The sequence below is a fragment of the Heliomicrobium sulfidophilum genome, assembly GCF_057715735.1.
On the sequence record NZ_JBVTZZ010000004.1, the window covers coordinates 181350 to 200361 of the forward strand.

Genomic DNA, 19012 nt, shown 5'->3' on the forward strand with positions numbered 1-19012 from the left:
GTAGGACATGAGCGATATTCTGTCCCAGGCTGAGATTGACGCGCTTCTGGCCGCCCTCGCCAGCGGTCAGGTAACCCCTGAGGATGTCAAAGATGACTTAACGAGCAAGATCCGCGTTTACGACTTTAAACGACCGAATAAATTCTCGAAGGATCAGATCCACACCCTGCAGGTCATCTACGAAAACTACTGCCGCAGCTTGACGACCTACCTGGCCGCCAACCTGCGCACACTCGTCCAGATTTCGGTGCAATCCCTGGACCAGTTGACCTACGAAGAATTCATCCGTTCCATTCCCAACCCAACCATCGTCAACATCTTCACCATGGCGCCGTTGAATGGAAACGGGATCATGGAGATTCACCCCAACATCGCCTTCGCCGTCATCGACCGGCTCTTTGGGGGAACAGGCAATCCGCCTGACAAGATCCGGGGATTGACAGAGATTGAGCAATCTGTCTTTCAGCGGACGACACGGCGCATGTTGGATAGTTTCACCGAGGCATGGGACAACATCGCCCAGGTGAAAGCGCGCCTCGAGATGATCGAGACAAACCCGCAGTTTATTCAAATCGTGGCGCCTACGGAGATGGTTGTTGTCGTCACCTTGGCATGCAAGATCGGCGATGTCGAGGGCATGATCAATATCTGCCTGCCTTATATATTACTGGAACCGATCATCGGCAAGTTGAGCGCCCATTTTTGGTTCTCCAATGCGGCGAAAGAACGAACGACAGAGCAATTGGAAGCGTTGCGCAACCGGCTGGAACGGGCGCTCGTTCCCATCACAGTGCTGTTAGGACGCACCACGCTCAGCGTCGCTGAACTCCTAGACCTGCAACTGGGTGATGTGATTCAGTTGGACAATCGTACCGATTCCGAACTGGAAGTGCTCATCGGTCAGCGGGCGAAATATCTAGCGCGTCCGGGTCTCTCCGGCTCCAAAATGGGTATTCAGATCACAGCGACCTACGAAAAAGGAGTTGAGACAGATGATGAGTAGCGGCGTCCTTTCCCAGGAGGAGATCGATGCCCTGTTGAGAGGCGCCGACATCCCCAGTGATTCTGCTGCGCCGCTGGCTGCCGAGGAACCGGAAGCCGACTTTAGTGAGCTGGAAAAGGATGTAATCGGCGAGATCGCCAATATTTCCATGGGGACGGCGGCGACAACCCTTTCTACCTTATTGGGGAAAAAAGTTGACATTACAACGCCGCGTGTGACAGTCACAAGCAAAGCGGCGCTGCAAAAGGATTACCCATCTCCGTTTGTCGTCGTCGATGTGACCTATACTGCCGGATTGGAAGGCAACAATGTCCTGATCATCCGTGAATCGGATGTATCGATCATTGTCGACCTGATGATGGGTGGAGACGGCATGTCACCACCGACAGAATTGAACGAGATCCACTTCAGCGCCATTTCAGAAGCGATGAATCAGATGATGGGCTCCGCGTCCACCTCCATGGCCACGATGCTGCAAAAGAAGATCGATATCTCACCGCCGGCGCTGAATACCATCGACTTTGCCAATGAGAAATTGCCCCATCCAGAGATGGATCCTGTGATCAAGGTGTCCTTCCGCATGGTCATCGAGGGTCTCGTCGACAGCGAACTGATGCAAATCTACCCCATCCCCTTTGCGAAACAGCTTGTATCGGGATTGATGGGCGATATGTCATCGCCACCGGCGAGTGCGCCGACGCAGTCGACAGCACCGCAAATGACGCCGACCCCTCCGTCGGCCGCCCATGTGCCCGCCGCTCCGCCGCCTCCTCCTCCGCCGGCTTCCCATCCTCCTGCGGAATCGCCGATGGTGGCGGCTGCACCGCCGCCTGGTTACGGAAGCCCGCCGACGGAGTATGGTTACCCACCCCCGGGGTACGGCTATCCGCCACCGGGATACTACGGAGCGCCTCCCGGTTATCCTCCCCAACCGCAGGCCGCCGCTTATCCGCCACTACCGTCGCAAGCCCCGCCTGTGCCGGTGCAGCCAGTCCAGTTTGCGCCCTTGCAGCCGCAGCGTAGCGGCAAGGATACGACCAACCTCGGGCTGATCATGGATGTCCCCTTGCAGGTCACTGTCGAACTCGGAAAATCGAGGAAAACCATCCGGGATATCCTCGATCTCGGACCCGGTTCGGTCATTGAGCTTGACAAACTTGCTGGCGAGCCGGTCGATATCCTGGTAAACGGCAAACTGATCGCCAAGGGAGAAGTTGTCGTCATTGATGAGAACTTCGGTGTGCGGATAACCGATATCGTCAGTCCCATCGAAAGGATAGGCAATTTACAATAAACGGAGGATGATTGAGTATGGGAAACCGGATTCTGATCGTAGATGATGCGGCTTTCATGCGCATGATGATCAAGGATATCCTGACAAAGAACGGATATCAAGTGGTCGGTGAAGCGGAAAACGGCGCCGTGGCCGTAGAAAAGTGGAAAGAATTTCGACCTGATCTGACGACCATGGATATCACCATGCCAGAAATGGACGGCATCAACGCTGTTCGCGCCATCCGCCAGGTTGATCCTAATGCCCGCGTCATCATGTGCAGCGCCATGGGGCAGCAGGCGATGGTCATCGACGCCATTCAAGCCGGCGCCAAGGACTTTATCGTCAAGCCGTTCCAGCCGGACCGAGTGCTGGAGGCCGTCCGCAAGGCGTTAGGCTAAGGGTTGCTCAACAAGTTTCTCCTGAACAACAAGTGGGAGATGAGGATGAACTACAGTCGGCGTATTGGCCGCCGGATCATCGGCGGCCTGGTGTTTTTTGGGCTCCTTTTTTTCCTGCTGACCCTTTCGATGGTTGCGATGGCGGCGGAAGCGGCGCCGGGAAGCATCCTAGATCAAACCTACACGCAGCAGGTGGAAACGGAACAAAAGGTCGGTCCCGTATCGACGGGCGACCTCCTCATCCGGCTGTTTGGCACGCTGTTCCTGGTGGGCATCACCGGATGGGTTGCCGTAACGTTCTGGAAACGAAAGCACCAGACGGCCGGACAGGGAAACTGGATGGCTGTATTGGATCAGGTCAGCCTGGCGCCGAACAAAAACCTCGTTGTCACCGATATTGCAGGAAAGGTCTTCGTTATCGGCGTAACCGACCATTCGATTCAGCCGATCTTGGAAATCACCGATTCTCAAGTCATCGAAGCGTTACGGCAGGTGCAGGAGGATAACCGGCAGTCGCCTGCGGCGTCATTGGGGATCGACTTTTTCTCTGGCTTGCTGGCGAAAGGCAAAGGCCCATCAGATCCAGAGCCTTCCTTCCACGCGGAGATGACGAAACAGATTCAACGGTTGAACGCGCTTCGTGAGAGAAGAGGAGAGCCCGATAGGGAAGGGGAGGACAAGCTGTGAAGTCCTCGTTTGGCCGAGGCTTCATTTTATTGGTTTTAACGCTGTTAATACTTTCCTGGGCGGGGCCCGCGCAGGCGGCGCCGCTGCAGATACCGACGGTCAGCTTCGGCGTCGAATCAGCGCAAAACCCTTCAGAAGTTTCCACCAGCCTGCAGATCATCTTCTTGTTGACCATCCTATCGCTAGCGCCGTCGATCCTGATCATGATGACTTGTTTCACCCGGATCATCGTGGTGTTGCATTTCACTCGTACAGCCCTGGCCCTGCAGACGATGCCGCCAAACCAGATCCTGATCGGACTGACCTTGTTTCTGACCTTCTTCATCATGGCGCCTACCTGGACCGCCATCAATGATCAGGCCTTGCAGCCGTACCTGGCCGGCAATCTCACCCAGGAACAGGCGCTGGAGAAGGCTTCCGATCCCTTGCGGGAATTCATGCTAAAGCAGACCAGGGAAAAGGATTTGGCCTTATTCGTCAATATGTCAGATATGGAGCAGCCGCAAACGTACCGCGACATCCCCACCAAGGTTGTCATTCCGGCTTTTATACTCAGTGAATTGAAAACAGCCTTTCAGATCGGCGCCGTCATCTATCTTCCCTTTATTGTCATTGATATGATTGTCGGATCGGTGCTTATGTCGATGGGCATGATGATGCTGCCGCCGATGATGATCTCCCTGCCCTTTAAGGTGCTGGTCTTCGTGCTTGTCGACGGATGGTACTTGATCGTTCGCTCCCTGATCCTCAGCTACCAATGACAGACGAAAAGGAGGATGGCTGTGACACCGGAACTGGTGATTCAGTTAGGACGCGACGCCTTGACCGCCGTTTTGCTGATTTCTGCGCCGCTCCTGGGCGCCAGTTTGCTTGTCGGTTTGGTGATCAGCGTATTTCAGGCCACCACTCAGATTCAGGAAGCCACGCTCACCTTTGTGCCGAAGATCATCGCTGTTTTTGTCGTCGTTCTCCTCTTTGGCCCCTGGATGCTGGAGGCGATGATGAAATATGTCGATCAGATGCTAGGCTCTTTGAATACCTATACCTTTATTCGGTAATTTCGGGAGAGGAATAGACATTGGAAGCGGTCATCAACATTATGCTCAATCATTTGGATGTGCTGCTACTGATGATGACCCGGGTGGGCGGCATCATAACCTTGGCGCCCGTTTTCAATTTTCCTGGATTTAATAATCTGGCAAAGGTCGGCCTCTCCTTCATGATTTCCCTGATTCTCTTTTTGGCCATGCCGGACAGCGCCTTGCCGGTTCCACCACAGGATCTCATCAGTTATGTCCTCGTTGTGGCGCAAGAGGTTTTACTTGGCTTAGCCATCGGATTTATCATGCAACTTGTTTTCGCGGCAATACTGACCGCTGGTCAACTGATCGATATCCAACTCGGATTCGGGATCGTCAATATCATCGATCCCCTTTGGGGCGCCCAGGTGCCCATGACTGGCGTATTCTTGCAAATCCTCGCCTTATTGATTTTTCTCATCTTTGACGGTCATCTTCTGTTGATTCAAGTGTTGGCTGACAGCTTTCGCATCTTGCCGGTGGCTGGCAGTCCCTTTAGTCTCGCTCTATCAGGAACCATCGCCGACTTTATGATCCGCCTTGTCTCCGGGGTCTTGTTGATCGGTGCTCAGTTGGCCATGCCGATCATCGGCATCATCCTGATCAACGATATCGCCCTGGGCCTTGTCTCGCGGACAGTGCCGCAGATGAACCTGTTCGTCATCGGCATTCCCCTGAAAATCATCGTGGGCGTCGCCTTCTTATGGATTACGCTCCCCTTTTATATCGATGGATTAAACCGTTTGTTCACTTTGAGCTTTACCCATGTGTCTGATTTCATGCGCATACTCAGCCCATAATAGGGCTTTTCAAAAGGGCTTCTGAAAAAGAGGGATGAAGCCGATGCTGAAGTGGGACCTGCAATGGTTTGCCGAAGATAAGACAGAAAAACCAACAGCGAAACGGCGCGCGGAAGCGCGCAACAAGGGCCAGGTGGCCCGTAGCCAGGAGATCAACACGGCGCTTATCCTGCTGTTCAGTTTTCTCGCTTTGCGCAGTTTCGGCGTCGAGACGATGGACGGCATGGAGCGCATGATGGTTTACCTGCTGGGCACTGTGACCTTGGAGGAAGTCACTCCTCTTTCAGTGATCACGACGGGCACGACGATCGCCCTGCGGACCATGCTGATGCTCGCGCCTTTTATGCTGGCTGCCATGGCAGCGGGCCTGCTGGCCAGTTACCTGCAAGTAGGCTTTATGTTTTCCTCAGAAGGTTTGAAAATGAACTGGGGAAAACTGAACGTCATTGCTGGCCTGAAGAACATCTTTTCTAGCCGTTCGTTAGTGGAATTGGTCAAGTCCCTCCTGAAAGTCGCTGTCATCAGCTATGTAGCCTATTCGGCGGTCGTCAAATACCTGCATCTCTTTCCCAAACTGCTTGGCATGGATGTTCAGGCGGCTGTGTCGGCCATTTCTACTGTCGCCTATGACGTAGGCTTCCGGGTGTCCGTCCTGCTGATCGTCGTATCTGCCCTTGACTACTGGTATCAATGGTACAAGCATGAGGAATCGCTGAAGATGTCCAAGCAGGAAGTCAAGGATGAGTTCAAGCAGGCGGAAGGGGACCCCCAACTCAAAGGCAAGATTAAACAGCGCATGCGTGAAATGGCTATGCGCCGCATGATGCAGGAACTGCCTAAGGCGGATGTGGTGATCACGAACCCGACACACTTCGCTGTCGCACTCAAATATGAAGGTGGAACCATGACCGCCCCAGTCGTTATCGCCAAAGGCCAGGATTATGTGGCCTTGAAAATCCGGGAAGTGGCTCAGGATCACGGGATACCCCTTGTGGAGGATAAACCATTAGCCCGGGCCTTGTACGGATCTGTTGAAATCGGCCAAGAAATTCCCGCCGAACTGTTCCAGGCGGTGGCGGAGGTCTTTGCCTTCGTCTTCCGGTTGAAGAAAAAACGGGCCTGAAACGTAAACAGGGGGAACAGGGATCAATCGGAAAGGATGTGAACTCATGGCTGCGCCGCAGACCAAAAACGGCGCCATCAGTTATACCGATCTAGGTGTGGCCCTCGCCATTTTGGCCACTGTGATTATGATGATCATCCCCTTGAATCCCGTCTTTCTTGATATGCTGCTCATCTTCAATATTACCATTGCCATGCTGGTCCTCCTAGCCACCATGTTTGTGGAAGGCGCCCTGGAGATCTCCGTATTTCCCACGCTGCTCCTGATCACGACCCTCTTCCGCTTGGCCTTGAACGTATCGTCGACGCGCCTTGTGTTGCTTGAAGGCTATGCGGGACAGGTGATCGAGCGGTTTGGCAATTTTGTTCTCGGTGGCAGTCCTGTCGTCGGTTTTATCGTCTTCGTCATTCTCGTCATTATCCAATTCATCGTCATCACCAAGGGCTCCGAGCGGGTGGCCGAGGTGGCGGCCCGCTTCACCTTGGATGCCATGCCAGGAAAACAAATGGCGATTGACGCCGACCTAAACCAGGGCACGATCAACGAAGCTGAGGCGAAAAAGCGCCGGAGGGATATCCAGCGGGAATCGGACTTTTACGGCGCTATGGATGGCGCCACCAAGTTCGTCAAGGGAGATGCCATCGCCGGCATCATCATCCTGATCGTCAACATCTTCGGCGGCTTTTTTATCGGGGTCTTGCAAAAGAACCTCTCCGTGAGCCAAGCGGCCATGAAATATACGATCTTGACTGTCGGGGACGGTCTGGTGACACAAATCCCGGCGCTGCTCATCTCGACGGCCACCGGTATCATCGTCACCCGTGCGGCTTCTGACTCTAACCTGGGACAGGACTTGACTGGACAACTGTTTGGTCGCCCCCGCATCCTCTATATCGGGGCGGGTGTGCTGGCGCTGTTGGGGGTTATCGGGCTCCCACCGATCCCCCTCTTTACCATGAGCGCTTTTCTCGCTTTTCTCGGCTACCGGATGAACCGGGTCAAAGCAGCTACGGCTGTCGCTGAGATTGAAAAAGCTCAAGAGCAAGAGATCGAGGAGATCAAAAAGCCAGAGAATGTCATCTCCCTGCTCAATGTGGATCCCTTGGAACTGGAGATGGGTTACGCCTTGATCCCCCTCGTCGATACCCAGCAGGGGGGCGATCTGCTTGACCGCGTAATCATGATCCGACGCCAATGTGCTTTAGAACTGGGACTCGTCGTTCCGCCCATCCGCCTCCGCGACAACATGCAGCTTAAGCCGAACGCCTATTCCATCAAGATCAAAGGTGTCGAAGTGGCTGGCGGAGAACTGATGTCGGATCATTACCTGGCCATGGCACCAGGATTTGATGATGGTTCCGTGCCGGGTATCGACACGAAGGAACCAGCCTTTGGACTGCCTGCCAAGTGGATTACGGCGCAATTGCGCGACCAGGCTGAGCTGGCCGGCTACACCGTCGTCGATCCGCCGAGCGTCATCGCCACCCATCTGACTGAAGTGATCAAGACCCATGCCCACGAAATCCTCGGTCGCCAGGATGTGCAGAACCTGCTCGACCATGTTAAGCAGACCCACCCGGCTGTCCTGTCCGAACTGCTCCCCGACCTATTGAGCCTCGGCGATGTGCAGAAAATCCTGGCCGGTCTGCTTAAGGAACGTGTTCCCATCCGCGACCTGGTCACCATCATGGAAACGCTGGCCGACCATGCCCGTATCACCAAGGATACCGATGTTTTGATCGAATACACCCGCCAGGCCTTGGCCCGTCAGATCGTCAAGCCCTATCTGCTTCCGGGAACGAATGAACTGGCTGTCATCTCCCTCGATCCCTCGCTGGAGAACCGGATCCGGGAAGCGATCCAGCAGACGGAGCATGGAACCTACCTGGCCATCGATCCGATGGAGGCGCAGCGCCTGCTTTCCTCCCTTTCTACAGAGGTGGAGCGTGTATCCCAACTCGGCTATCAGCCTGTCATCCTCTGCGCACCCATCGTTCGCCTTTATTTCAAACGCCTGACTGAGCGGGTTGTACCTCATCTGGTAGTCCTGTCTTATAATGAGATCAACACCCAACTGCAAGTACAGACGATTGGGATGGTGAAGTAAGCCTTGCGGGTCAAACGATTTGTTGCGCCGACCGTTCAGGAAGCCATGAGCAAATTGAAGCAGGAAATGGGGAAAGACGCCGTCATCCTCCATACCCGGAAGATCAAAGAGGGTGGCATCTTTGGGCTTTTCTCCCGTGAAATGGTGGAGATCACCGGCGCTGTCGAGGACAGTTCCGTCATCGCCAGGGAGGCGGCGCAACCTGGTGGTCCAGTGCTGCCGGGCTTGCTTCGGTCTGGCCAAGGGGTTCGAGAACCTCGCAGGCTTATCTCGGTCGCCGAGCCTGCCGGCGCGCCACGTTCCGGCGGAACGGATCGTCCCCTCGATGTGATCGCAGGCGCCACCCCTGAAGGGTCGGCTGTGAAAAAAGTCGAACCGGAGGAGAAAACCAGCCCTGTTGGGATCGATAGGGAACTCAAACAAATGAAGATGTTGATGGGTGAAATCCTGGGGAGACTGCATGAAGCGGATGCCAACCTTCCCGTCGAACTGCATTCGGCATTCAAACGCCTCATCGAAAATGAAGTCGACGAAAGGTTGGCTCGCCAGATTATCCGGCAGATCTTTGAAAACAACAATGGGCAAAGCGTCTGGGATCCAGAACGTGTGCGCCGACTTGTGCTCGACCAGTTGGCATCTCTTCTGGGACAACCCCGGCCGATCCTGTTGCCGGAAACGGAAAAAAGCCAGGAAGTAGTGATGATGGTCGGGCCGACTGGTGTAGGTAAGACGACGACCATCGCCAAACTGGCAGCCACCTTTTCCATCGTCAACCGGCGCAAGGTGGGATTGATCACCGCCGATACCTATCGGATTGCTGCGGTGGAGCAGTTGAAGACCTTCGGCGACATTATCGGTGTTCCCGTTGATGTCGTCTTTACGCCCCAGGCGCTACGTTCAGCTATCGACCGCCACCGCGACAAAGAACTGCTGTTGGTGGACACGGCCGGACGGAGCCACAAAAATGACAGCCAGTTGGAAGAACTGAATGCCTACGTGGAGTTGAGTCAACCCAGCCGGACCATCCTGGTTTTGTCGGCTACGACAAAATTCAAGGATTTGTTACAGATCACCGAGTGTTTTTCCCGGATGACCATTGACCGCTACCTCTTAACCAAACTCGATGAGACGAATCATTACGGTTCTATCGTCAACCTCGTCCATGGAACAGGTAAACCACTTTCGTATGTCACCACAGGCCAGAATGTTCCCGACGATATGGAGGTCGCCGACCCGAAAAAGCTGGCCAATCTGATCTATGGAGAGTCGAACTGATGAAAGATCAAGCCGAAAAGCTCCGGATCATGATGAACAATATGCGTCAGACAACGGAACGGACAATTCGAGGCGACTCTCCGTCGACAAGGGTGATCTGCGTATCCAGCGGAAAGGGGGGCGTCGGCAAGACCAACCTGACCCTGAACCTTGGTCTGGCCATGATCGATTACGGTATGCAGGTAATGATCCTTGACGCCGATATGGGCATGGCCAACATCGATGTGATATTGGGGAAGGTGCCTCCCTATAACCTGTACCATGTGATCCGCGGAGAAAAGACACTCGATGAGGTGATCTTTTCAGGACCAAAGGGAATTCAGACCATCTCGGGCGGTTCAGGCGTTGCGGAACTAGCTGACTTGAGCGCCAAGGAATTGGATAACTTTATCGCAAGACTGTCCGGGATAGAGAGATCGGCTGATATATTTCTGATCGATACAGGCGCTGGCATTTCACGAAACGTCCTTTCCTATGTATTTGCTGCTGATGAACTACTGGTTGTCACCACGCCGGAACCGACGGCCATCACCGACGCCTACGGATTGATCAAGTCTGTCGATTCCATGCAGCGGGGCAAACCCATTTCTGTGGTCATCAACCGGGTCGACGATGAAAAAGAGGGCGACAGCGTGGGGAAAAAGCTGACCACGGCGGTTCGACAGTTTTTGCAACGAGACATTGTGATTGTCGGCACGATCCCTGATGACCCGTCTGTGGCGAAAGCGGTTAAGAGCCAGACGCCTTTCTACCTACAAAATCAATATTCGCCGGCTTCTCAGGCCCTTTCCCGACTGGCGGCGACCCTCTGCAGCCTGCCGGTTCGAACGGAAGGGGGAGGGGGGATCGGCAGGTTGTTTCAAAGGATGAAAAGCTTTTTTCGGTAAAGCGGGTTAGGCAGGAAAAAAACAGACCTACGTGGAAGAAAAACATAGGACGGCAGAAAAGTCCGGGGGTGATCGTATGCCGCAGATCAAAGTATTGGTTGTCGACGATTCCGCATTCATGCGCAAAGTCATATCGGATATGATCGCTGCTGAACCGGGTATGGTCGTCGCGGGGACAGCTCGCAACGGGCAGGATGCCTTGGAAAAAATCGCCCAGCTTTCACCTGATGTGATCACCCTGGATGTGGAAATGCCTGTCATGGATGGACTAACCACCTTGGAACGCATCATGGCCTCACGACCGATACCTGTTGTCATGCTCTCCAGTTTGACCCAACAGGGCGCCGATGCCACCATGCAGGCACTGCAAAAAGGCGCTGTCGATTTTGTGCCGAAACCATCGGGCGCCATCTCCCTGGACATCCACAAGGTGCGCCAGGAGTTGATCGGCAAGCTGAAAGTGGCAGCCATCGCCAAAGTTCGCCCCCGGATGGTCGATGTGCGCTCGCCGATACCAGCGAGTACGCTGCCCTCAGCGCCTCCCACCCCGGCGACAGCGCCGGCGCCGGTTCCAGCTCCGCGGGCGGTGACAGGGTCGCAGCGGTTGAACAAACTGGTGCTTCTTGGCACATCCACAGGCGGCCCCAAAGCGCTCTATGAGGTCATCCCCAAACTTCCCGCTGATCTCGGCGCCGCCGTCCTCATCGTTCAGCATATGCCTCCTGGTTTTACCCGCTCACTGGCGGAGCGCCTTGACGCCGCATCGGCTCTCAAGGTGAAAGAGGCCCAGGACGGGGAAGAGATACAGGCGGGTGTCGTCTACATCGCGCCGGGTGACTATCACTTCAAGGTGATCGTGGTGGAACAGCCTGGCGCAGGGCGGCAAATGCGGGTGAAACTGACGCAAGAACCGCCAGTAGGCGGACACCGACCTTCTGTCGATGTGATGATGCTATCGGCTGCCCAGCAGTTTTGGTCCCATATGGTGGGCGTGATCCTGACCGGTATGGGCGGTGATGGAACCGAGGGGATGAAGCTGATCAGGAGCCGCCGGGGCCGCACGATCGCAGAGGATGCTTCGACCTGTGTGGTATTTGGGATGCCGAAAGTGGCCATTGAATCGGGATGCGTTGACAAAGTGGTCCCCCTAACCGGCGTCGCCGATGAAATAGTGAAATCATTGCAGGACAGATAGTTCGGCAACTATGGAGGTGTGAAGAACGAGATGGATATGTCACAATACATGGACATGTTTATGGAAGAATCTCGAGAGCATCTGCAAGCGCTCAACCAAAAAATACTGGAACTGGAAGACAATCCACAGGATCTGGCGATTCTCGACGAGATCTTTCGTTCCGCCCATACTTTAAAGGGTATGTCGGCTACGATGGGTTTCGAGCGCATCGCTGAGCTCACCCATGAGATGGAAAATGTCTTGTCCGTATTGCGGGGTTCCCAGGTAAGTGTTAACACGGCTATCGTCGATCTGCTTTTTCGATGTCTCGACGCCCTGGAAAACATGGTGGAAGCCGTCAGTAGCGGTGAAACGGGAAGTGCAGATATCTCGGAACTGGTTGACCAACTGCGCAAGGCCGGCCAAGGTCAACTTGCTGATGTTGCGGCTGCGCCCAAAGTTCGAAAATCGGAGGCGGTTGGCGTGAGCGAACCGAAGCAACTGGAGGAAGCGAACCTCCCGGTCATGGGTGGACCGGAAATCCTCAACGCCTTCGAAATCAACCAGTACGATCTGACATTGCTTCATGAAGCACAGCGCAAACGGTTCAGCGCATACCATATTCAGGTGGAACTGGCGACTGGCTGTGTAATGAAATCGGCCCGAGCCTACATGGTTTTCCGCAATCTTGAGGAGATCGGTGAGATCATCAAGTCTGTTCCCTCTGCTCAAGAGCTGGAAGACGAAAAGTTTGACACGAGTTTCCAAGTGGTCATCGTCACCCGCCAGGACGAGGAAGCTGTTCGTAAAACCATTGATTCCATCGCCGAAGTTCGCGTCATAGCGGTCACCTCGCTGAATATTGGCGAGGTGCGCATCCAGGAAGGACAGGAACCGGAGGTTGCCTCTTATGCTGACAAAGAACAAGAGGCTATAACATCTCCTGATGCCGCTGCCTCCGGCAAAGCTCGTCCGGCAGCCGGTTCGGGCGCGCAGGAAGTTCGCAAGTCAAAGGGCAGCCAGACGGTTCGCGTTGATATCGAACGCCTTGACAACCTGATGAACCTCGTCGGTGAACTGGTCATCAACAAAACTCGTCTCGAGCAGATTTCGACGACGAGCAACCTGACAGAACTGAATGAGACCATCGAGCATATCGACAGGATCACGACGGACCTGCAAAACGTGGTCATGAAGGTCCGCATGGTCCCCATCGAACAGGTCTTCAACCGCTTTCCTCGCATGGTGCGCGATCTGGCCAAGGAACTGGGCAAAGAGATCAATCTTATCGTCGAGGGCAAGGAGACCGAATTGGACCGCACCGTCATCGACGAAATCGGCGATCCTCTCGTTCACCTGATTCGCAACGCTATCGACCATGGCGTGGAAATGCCCGATGTGCGCCGGCAAAAAGGCAAACCTGTGGAAGCGGTCGTCCGCCTGGTGGCCAAACATGAAGGCAACAATGTCATCATTGAAGTCGATGACGACGGCAGGGGCATGGATCCGCAGACCTTGCGGACGAAGGCGGTTCAGAAGGGACTGATCACCGCCAAAGAAGCCGAACAGTTGGATGATCAAGGCGCCCTTAACCTGATCTTCTTGGCTGGCTTCTCGACAGCGGAAAAGGTGTCCGACGTATCGGGCCGGGGCGTCGGTCTTGACGCCGTGCGGACCAAGATCGAATCGCTCAGCGGCTCCGTGGAGATCGAAACGAAACCGAATGCGGGAACAAAATTTAAGATTCGCCTGCCCTTGACATTGGCCATCATCCAGGCCTTGCTCGTCAATGTAGGCGAGGAGATTTACGCCATCCCCCTCGGCACCATCGACGAGACGACGAGCATCATTCCCAACCAGATCAAAAATGTGCAGAGCCAAGAGGTTGTCCTGCTGCGTGGGAGTGTGCTGCCTCTGGTCCGTTTGGACAAAGTTCTGGAAGTTCCCAAGGCGGCCGAGGCGCCAGAAGAACTTTATGTGGTTGTCGTTCGCAAGGGAGAAAAGAAAGCCGGCCTGATCGTCGATTCCTTGATCGGTCAACAGGAGATCGTCATCAAATCGCCCGGCAAGCTGCTGCAAGGCATCAGCGGCATCGCCGGAGCAGCCATCTTGGGCAACGGCCAGGTTTCTCTAATCCTCGACGTTGGCACACTGTTTTAGGAGGTGAGGGCCGTGGAAAAGAAGGATTTTTCTGATGAGCTTCAGCTTGTCGCTTTCGCGCTGGCCGGTGAAGAATATGCTGTGGATATCCATTATGTGCAGGAGATCAACCGGTTATTGAACATCACCCGGGTGCCGAAAGCCCCCTTTTACGTGGAAGGTGTCATCAACCTGCGCGGAAATGTCGTTCCTGTCATTGATCTGCGGAAACGGTTCTCACTGCCGCCGCGGGAAACGACGGACCGGACTCGGATCATCATCGTCAAGGTCAAAGAGATCACCGTGGGCATCATCGTCGACGGTGTATCGGAAGTGACGCGCATCCCTTCCACGGCTGTAGAACCGCCGCCCGGTCTCGGTGGCAGTGTCGATATCGATTTCATCCATGGCGTAGGCAAACTGGGTGAGCGGTTGCTGATCCTCGTCAATCTTGAAAAGATCATCGATCTCGCCGCTACGGAAGAGGGGTAGCATCGCGGCAGGAATCGAAACATCGCTTGCTGTCCCATGAACAGGGCTGTTTTGGCCGTTTATGGCGGCAACAGGTGTGAAGGGATGATGGAGGCATGCTGATCAAGGTGGGCATGGCCGACCTGAAGGCATCAAAGGCGCCAGACAATTTAATGACTTCAGGTCTTGGATCCTGCATCGGAATTTGTTTATATGATGCCGTTGCCAAAGTCGGAGGACTGGCCCATATCATGCTGCCTGCATCCACCCAGGCTCGGAGTTCTGAAAACAAGGCCAAATTTGCCGATACGGCGATTCCCGTACTCTTGGAAGAGATGTTCAAACTGGGCGCTGTAAAGAGCCGTCTGGTGGCGAAAATCGCCGGAGGCGCACAGATGTTTTCCTTTCCTGGCGCATCGGATGTGATGCGCATCGGCGAACGCAACGCCGAGGCGGTCGTCCACCGACTGAAGCAAGAAAACATCCCTCTTTTGGCCCGCGAGACAGGGGGGAATTTCGGACGCACCATCGAATTGGATACACTCACAGGCAAACTGCACATCCGCACCATTGACCGCGGTGAGAAGGCGGTGTAGGGAGGAAGGACATTGGCTGGCGCCAAACTATGGATACCTGTCGCTTCAGCCGCATTCGTCTGGCTGCTTACCGCCGTCGTCGCCCTCGGCGCTTCTGTATCCTGGCCGGCCCTTCTGAGCCGTAGCTTTAGCGCAGCGGCAGTCGTCGGCATACTGACTTTTGCCATCGTCATTTACCTCGATCGCATTCTCAAACAGGACGGAGAAGGAAAGCCGTCGGCAGTCCTAAGTGATGGGTCGGCTAAGGGGACAAAGGTCGATGTTCAGGTTCCCTCAATGAATCCTTTTGTGCCCGGACAGATCGACGCCGATTTGGACCAACTCCTGGCTGACGATCCCTCACGGGCTGCAGAAATCGTGCGGAAGATGCAGTTGGACGATTGACCGGCCTGATTCGAACAATCACTCTAGGATCGGGGTAGGTGGAGACGATAATTATACCGGCGAAAGATACGGCGAGAGCAAGCGCCCTCTGGGGAAATTACAAAGACCATAAGGATCGGGCGGCTCGTGAGGAGCTGATCCTAATTTATGCCCCTCTGGTGAAGTTTGTCGCCGGCCGGTTGGCGATCAGCCTCCCACCCAATGTAGAGCGCGACGATCTGATCAGTTACGGAATCTTCGGTCTCATGGACGCCATCGAGAAGTTTGATCCCGGTCGTGGATTGAAGTTCGAGACCTATGCGATCGCTCGCATCCGCGGCTCCATCCTGGATGGTTTGCGGGCGATGGATTGGGTGCCTGTTTCGGTGCGCCAAAAGACGCGCGAATTGGAAAAGGCCTACGCTTCACTGTCTAATCGCCTGGGGCGGGAAGCGACCGACGAAGAAGTTGCCGAGGTTCTCGGACTGAACACGAATGAGTTTGCGAAACTGTTGCAGGATGTGCAAGCGACGACCATCATGTCCCTGGACGAATATTGGATAACCGATTCTGACAAGGGGGATCCGGTCCGCTTGATCGACTCGCTGGCTGACGAACAAGTTGAAGAACCGACGGCCGCGTTGGAATTCGAAGAGACGCGTCAACTGCTAGCCCGCGCCATCGATAAGCTTCCTGAGAAGGAACGAACAGTGATCGCCCTTTATTATTATGAAGGCCTCACATTGAAAGAAATCGGTGCTGTCATCGGCGTATCAGAGTCTCGTATCTCCCAATTGCATACAAAAGCCGTTTTGCGATTGCGGGGCCAATTGGCGAGGCAGCAGAAGAAAATATTCTGAACGGGATTGACAAAATTAGGTCCTCCGGAGGTGAGAGTGTGAGCGGTTCCAACATGGATGCTGGGTCGGACAATACGTCTGCTTCTGAAAACCGCCAGGGCTGCTACCGGATCGAGTACCGTTCGGAGGGCGTTGTTCTCTCTGTCTTTCCGCCAGTCGGCATGGGAAGAGCGGTAACGGTGGAGGAAGTCTTACAGGATGTGAAGGAACGGGAGATCCGCAACCCCGATGCCAAGGTCATCCGGACAACGGTCTTTCGTATGGAACAGAACGTCATCATTGCTGAACCGCAGCAGGAAATCATCCGCGATGGGCAAGTGAAGGTGGATATCGATCGAGACGGTATGCGGGCGTACCTGATCGTGTACCCTCCCCGCGGCGGAAAAGCCGTCACCTTTGAAGCAGCCAAAAAGGCTTTGGAGCAGGCTGGCGTCATCTTTGGCATCGATGATGAAAAAGTCGAACATGCCCTTACGCACATCCAGGCGGGCCAACAGGTCACCGTAGCCGTTGGGCAATCCGCTGAAGACGGAAAAAACGCCAAGATCGATTACAAAGTCAATACGGATACGCGGATTCGGCCTGTTGAGTTGGAAGATGGACGGGTCGATTTTTACAATTTAAATTTAATCCGCAACGTTCAGCCTGGCGAAATCCTGGCCATCCGCACCCCGCCAACAGAGGGCATCTCGGGGTCGACGGTCACGGGGAAGGAAATCCGGCCACGACCAGGCAAGGATACCCGCATCCCTGCGGGAAAAAATACGCAACTCAGCGAAGATGGCTGCATCTTGATGGCGGGCACAGCCGGTCACGTATATTTTAACGGAGAAAAAATACAGGTTGATCCTGTTTTCGAACTTAAAGGCGATGTGGACTTTTCCTCAGGCAACCTAAATTTTCTCGGTTCCATCATCATTCGCGGTTCGGTTACCTACGGCTTCCAGGTCAACTGTGAAGGTGACCTGGAGGTAGGGGGCTCCATCGACGGCGGTTCTGTCACGGTCGGCGGCAGTCTCACCGTCCGCCAGGGGATCCAGGGACAGCAAAAATCGCTCATCACCGTCAACGGCAATGTGATCAGCCGGTTCATTGAAAACGCCACGGTCAAAGCCGGAGGGGATATTGTCGTCGGCGAAGGGATCATGCATTCCTCCGTCGATGCCGGAAGAAGCGTAACAGTAGGCGGGAAAAGGGGACTCATCGTCGGCGGTCGCTGCAGCGCCGGGGAAGAGATCAACGCTAAAAACGTAGGCTCCCTTCACTCCACCGTCACGGAGATCGAGGTGGGCATCCGTCCTGAAAAACGGGCTGCTTACAACGAACTGGTAAAAAAGCTCAATGAGGCCCGCGCCAACCTGGAAAAAACGGAAAAAGCCGTTGCTGTATTGAAGGATTGGGAAAAGCGGCAGGGGCAACTCCCCATGGAAAAGCGGATGTTGCTTTGGAAGTTGACACAAGCCTATTCGCAACTGTATAAAAATGTGGAAGCATTGACAAAAGAAAAAGAGTCCCTTGACGCAGAGTTTGAGCAGGTCGCCAAAGGTCGCATCCGCGTGGCCGCCCGTCTCTACCCTGGCGTCCATATCCGCATCGGCCAGTGCACGACGCGGATTCGCGATCCCATCGACTTTTCCGTGGTCTATATCGATAACGGAGAGTTCCGTTTCTCACCCTTCTCCTAGCTTTTCGCGCCCATTCATGGTACGATGGGGGTGATGGCGGTGACGATTCGTCCCGTCGACATGCAGGTGATCGTGCCCAAGGTGGCAGAAGTGGGCAGGCTTCAACAGATTCAACAGCAGGCCCAAGAATTGCAACAACAGTTTGCAGCCCAGCAGACACAGACGCAAGCGGAATACCGTCAAAAAACGGTGCAACAATCGCCTCACTCGGAAGAATCACGCATTGAGGACCGTCAACAGCCGAAACAGCAAAGACAGCGAAAACCGAGGCAAAAGGGAATCCAAGCCGATCACGACAATGATGGTGATGGTTCGCCCGCAGGGGATCCGCTGCGGGGCAGGATGCTGGATATAACGATATAGCAGTAAATGGGGGGAAGATGAACTGTGGACTCCGGCACGCTTTTCACAGGGATTGGATGCGTTTTGATGGGTGCCGGCTTGACATCGTCATTCTTGCAGCGGCAAAAACAGCGAGAAAAGACAGAACAGGAGATCCTGCGCAAACAACTGGCAGAAGCCCGGTTGGTCAAAAGGGACATGGAGACGTTGTTGGCTGCGGCGATGCAGACTGGCGACGAAGTTGTCGATGAACTGCGACAGGAAGTGGAAGCGGCTCACAAAATCCTCGACCGATTGGAGAGATTGTCCACAGGGGCGAATGAAATTGCTCACACAGATGAGCCGTCCCTTCACAAGAAAGCGCTTGCTGTCGGGGATAGGACGTTTCAAACCCATCCGGCGGAACCCCATTGTCATCAGGCGGTTCTGGAATCTTCCGGCGCGGACAAGATCAAACCCATTCGACCGGTCTACATCCAAGAATACCTGCAACATCAAGGTGCTCGCGCCAACATGTCCAACAGCGCCATCGGCAAGGGAGAAACACTGCTGAAGTCGCTGGGAGAGGGAGACCCGCGCCAATGGACGAAAAGTCAGCGCTACGAGATGATCCCCCAACTGCGCCGGATCGGACTAAACGATGGAGAAATCGCCCAACTGTTGCATCTCGGCAAAGGAGAAGTGCAGTTGGTCACTGAACTTCGTAGGAGGGCATGAGAGGGTGAAGCGCGGTTATACCCCCGGAGA

Annotated in this window: 20 protein-coding genes; all 20 read left to right on the top strand. The window is 54.7% G+C overall.

The features are described from left to right. Positions 1 to 7: 7 nt before the first annotated feature. Positions 8 to 1003: a flagellar motor switch protein FliM gene (gene fliM, locus AC0CW1_RS02275; RefSeq protein ID WP_488181493.1), complete on the top strand. Its 996-nt coding sequence runs from the start codon at positions 8 to 10 to the stop codon at positions 1001 to 1003. Beyond that, positions 993 to 2297 (top strand): flagellar motor switch phosphatase FliY, encoded by a 1305-nt coding sequence (gene fliY / locus AC0CW1_RS02280; RefSeq protein WP_488181494.1) that lies wholly within the window; start codon positions 993 to 995, stop codon positions 2295 to 2297. The genes fliM and fliY overlap by 11 nt, the downstream gene beginning before the upstream one ends. Before the next feature lie 17 nt (positions 2298 to 2314). Beyond that, a complete protein-coding gene (locus tag AC0CW1_RS02285) occupies positions 2315 to 2677 on the top strand; it encodes a response regulator (RefSeq protein ID WP_161259068.1) in 363 nt (120 codons plus the stop codon). 45 nt (positions 2678 to 2722) lie between these two features. Further along, on the top strand, positions 2723 to 3364 hold the full coding sequence (locus AC0CW1_RS02290; protein ID WP_488181495.1) for a FliO/MopB family protein: 642 nt from the start codon (positions 2723 to 2725) through the stop codon (positions 3362 to 3364). After that, positions 3361 to 4125: a flagellar type III secretion system pore protein FliP gene (gene fliP / locus AC0CW1_RS02295; RefSeq protein ID WP_488181496.1), complete on the top strand. Its 765-nt coding sequence runs from the start codon at positions 3361 to 3363 to the stop codon at positions 4123 to 4125. The genes AC0CW1_RS02290 and fliP overlap by 4 nt, the downstream gene beginning before the upstream one ends. 15 nt (positions 4126 to 4140) lie before the next feature. Beyond that, entirely contained in the window at positions 4141 to 4422 is a 282-nt protein-coding gene (gene fliQ / locus AC0CW1_RS02300; RefSeq protein WP_488181497.1) for a flagellar biosynthesis protein FliQ, read from the top strand. Between the two features lie 20 nt (positions 4423 to 4442). Further along, a complete protein-coding gene (fliR, locus tag AC0CW1_RS02305) occupies positions 4443 to 5243 on the top strand; it encodes a flagellar biosynthetic protein FliR (RefSeq protein ID WP_488181498.1) in 801 nt (266 codons plus the stop codon). 43 nt (positions 5244 to 5286) lie between these two features. After that, positions 5287 to 6366: a flagellar biosynthesis protein FlhB gene (flhB, locus tag AC0CW1_RS02310; RefSeq protein WP_488181499.1), complete on the top strand. Its 1080-nt coding sequence runs from the start codon at positions 5287 to 5289 to the stop codon at positions 6364 to 6366. Between the two features lie 46 nt (positions 6367 to 6412). Continuing rightward, positions 6413 to 8473 (top strand): flagellar biosynthesis protein FlhA, encoded by a 2061-nt coding sequence (flhA, locus tag AC0CW1_RS02315; protein WP_488181500.1) that lies wholly within the window; start codon positions 6413 to 6415, stop codon positions 8471 to 8473. 3 nt (positions 8474 to 8476) lie between these two features. Continuing rightward, entirely contained in the window at positions 8477 to 9748 is a 1272-nt protein-coding gene (gene flhF, locus AC0CW1_RS02320; protein WP_488181501.1) for a flagellar biosynthesis GTPase FlhF, read from the top strand. After that, positions 9748 to 10635: a MinD/ParA family protein gene (locus tag AC0CW1_RS02325; protein ID WP_488181502.1), complete on the top strand. Its 888-nt coding sequence runs from the start codon at positions 9748 to 9750 to the stop codon at positions 10633 to 10635. The genes flhF and AC0CW1_RS02325 overlap by 1 nt, the downstream gene beginning before the upstream one ends. A 76-nt stretch (positions 10636 to 10711) precedes the next feature. Beyond that, a complete protein-coding gene (locus AC0CW1_RS02330; protein WP_488181503.1) occupies positions 10712 to 11830 on the top strand; it encodes a protein-glutamate methylesterase/protein-glutamine glutaminase in 1119 nt (372 codons plus the stop codon). 30 nt (positions 11831 to 11860) lie between these two features. Next, complete coding sequence (locus AC0CW1_RS02335; protein WP_488181504.1) at positions 11861 to 13969, top strand: chemotaxis protein CheW; 2109 nt, start codon at positions 11861 to 11863, stop codon at positions 13967 to 13969. 12 nt (positions 13970 to 13981) lie between these two features. Beyond that, entirely contained in the window at positions 13982 to 14440 is a 459-nt protein-coding gene (locus AC0CW1_RS02340) for a chemotaxis protein CheW (protein ID WP_488181505.1), read from the top strand. Between the two features lie 95 nt (positions 14441 to 14535). Then, on the top strand, positions 14536 to 15015 hold the full coding sequence (locus AC0CW1_RS02345) for a chemotaxis protein CheD (protein ID WP_488181506.1): 480 nt from the start codon (positions 14536 to 14538) through the stop codon (positions 15013 to 15015). A gap of 12 nt (positions 15016 to 15027) precedes the next feature. Beyond that, on the top strand, positions 15028 to 15399 hold the full coding sequence (locus tag AC0CW1_RS02350; RefSeq protein ID WP_488181507.1) for a hypothetical protein: 372 nt from the start codon (positions 15028 to 15030) through the stop codon (positions 15397 to 15399). A gap of 38 nt (positions 15400 to 15437) precedes the next feature. After that, positions 15438 to 16238 (top strand): RNA polymerase sigma factor WhiG, encoded by an 801-nt coding sequence (whiG, locus tag AC0CW1_RS02355; protein WP_488181508.1) that lies wholly within the window; start codon positions 15438 to 15440, stop codon positions 16236 to 16238. Positions 16239 to 16276: 38 nt separating this feature from the next. Further along, the gene (locus AC0CW1_RS02360; RefSeq protein WP_488181509.1) at positions 16277 to 17923 is read left to right on the top strand and encodes a flagellar assembly protein A; all 1647 of its coding nucleotides are present in this window, start codon (positions 16277 to 16279) and stop codon (positions 17921 to 17923) included. Between the two features lie 39 nt (positions 17924 to 17962). Next, positions 17963 to 18286 (top strand): hypothetical protein, encoded by a 324-nt coding sequence (locus AC0CW1_RS02365; protein WP_488181510.1) that lies wholly within the window; start codon positions 17963 to 17965, stop codon positions 18284 to 18286. A gap of 66 nt (positions 18287 to 18352) precedes the next feature. Next, entirely contained in the window at positions 18353 to 18982 is a 630-nt protein-coding gene (locus AC0CW1_RS02370) for a hypothetical protein (RefSeq protein ID WP_488181511.1), read from the top strand. Positions 18983 to 19012: the final 30 nt, after the last annotated feature.

What these genes read in the sequence shown, in the direction of transcription:
- AC0CW1_RS02335 (WP_488181504.1), top strand. Translation starts at nt 11,861, where the DNA reads ATGGATATGTCACAATACATGGACATGTTTATGGAAGAATCTCGAGAG.
- fliM (WP_488181493.1), top strand. Translation starts at nt 8, where the DNA reads ATGAGCGATATTCTGTCCCAGGCTGAGATTGACGCGCTTCTGGCCGCC.
- AC0CW1_RS02330 (WP_488181503.1), top strand. Translation starts at nt 10,712, where the DNA reads ATGCCGCAGATCAAAGTATTGGTTGTCGACGATTCCGCATTCATGCGC.
- AC0CW1_RS02285 (WP_161259068.1), top strand. Translation starts at nt 2,315, where the DNA reads ATGGGAAACCGGATTCTGATCGTAGATGATGCGGCTTTCATGCGCATG.
- AC0CW1_RS02325 (WP_488181502.1), top strand. Translation starts at nt 9,748, where the DNA reads ATGAAAGATCAAGCCGAAAAGCTCCGGATCATGATGAACAATATGCGT.
- AC0CW1_RS02345 (WP_488181506.1), top strand. Translation starts at nt 14,536, where the DNA reads ATGCTGATCAAGGTGGGCATGGCCGACCTGAAGGCATCAAAGGCGCCA.
- fliY (WP_488181494.1), top strand. Translation starts at nt 993, where the DNA reads ATGATGAGTAGCGGCGTCCTTTCCCAGGAGGAGATCGATGCCCTGTTG.
- fliQ (WP_488181497.1), top strand. Translation starts at nt 4,141, where the DNA reads ATGGCTGTGACACCGGAACTGGTGATTCAGTTAGGACGCGACGCCTTG.
- flhA (WP_488181500.1), top strand. Translation starts at nt 6,413, where the DNA reads ATGGCTGCGCCGCAGACCAAAAACGGCGCCATCAGTTATACCGATCTA.
- flhB (WP_488181499.1), top strand. Translation starts at nt 5,287, where the DNA reads ATGCTGAAGTGGGACCTGCAATGGTTTGCCGAAGATAAGACAGAAAAA.
- AC0CW1_RS02290 (WP_488181495.1), top strand. Translation starts at nt 2,723, where the DNA reads ATGAACTACAGTCGGCGTATTGGCCGCCGGATCATCGGCGGCCTGGTG.
- AC0CW1_RS02370 (WP_488181511.1), top strand. Translation starts at nt 18,353, where the DNA reads ATGGGTGCCGGCTTGACATCGTCATTCTTGCAGCGGCAAAAACAGCGA.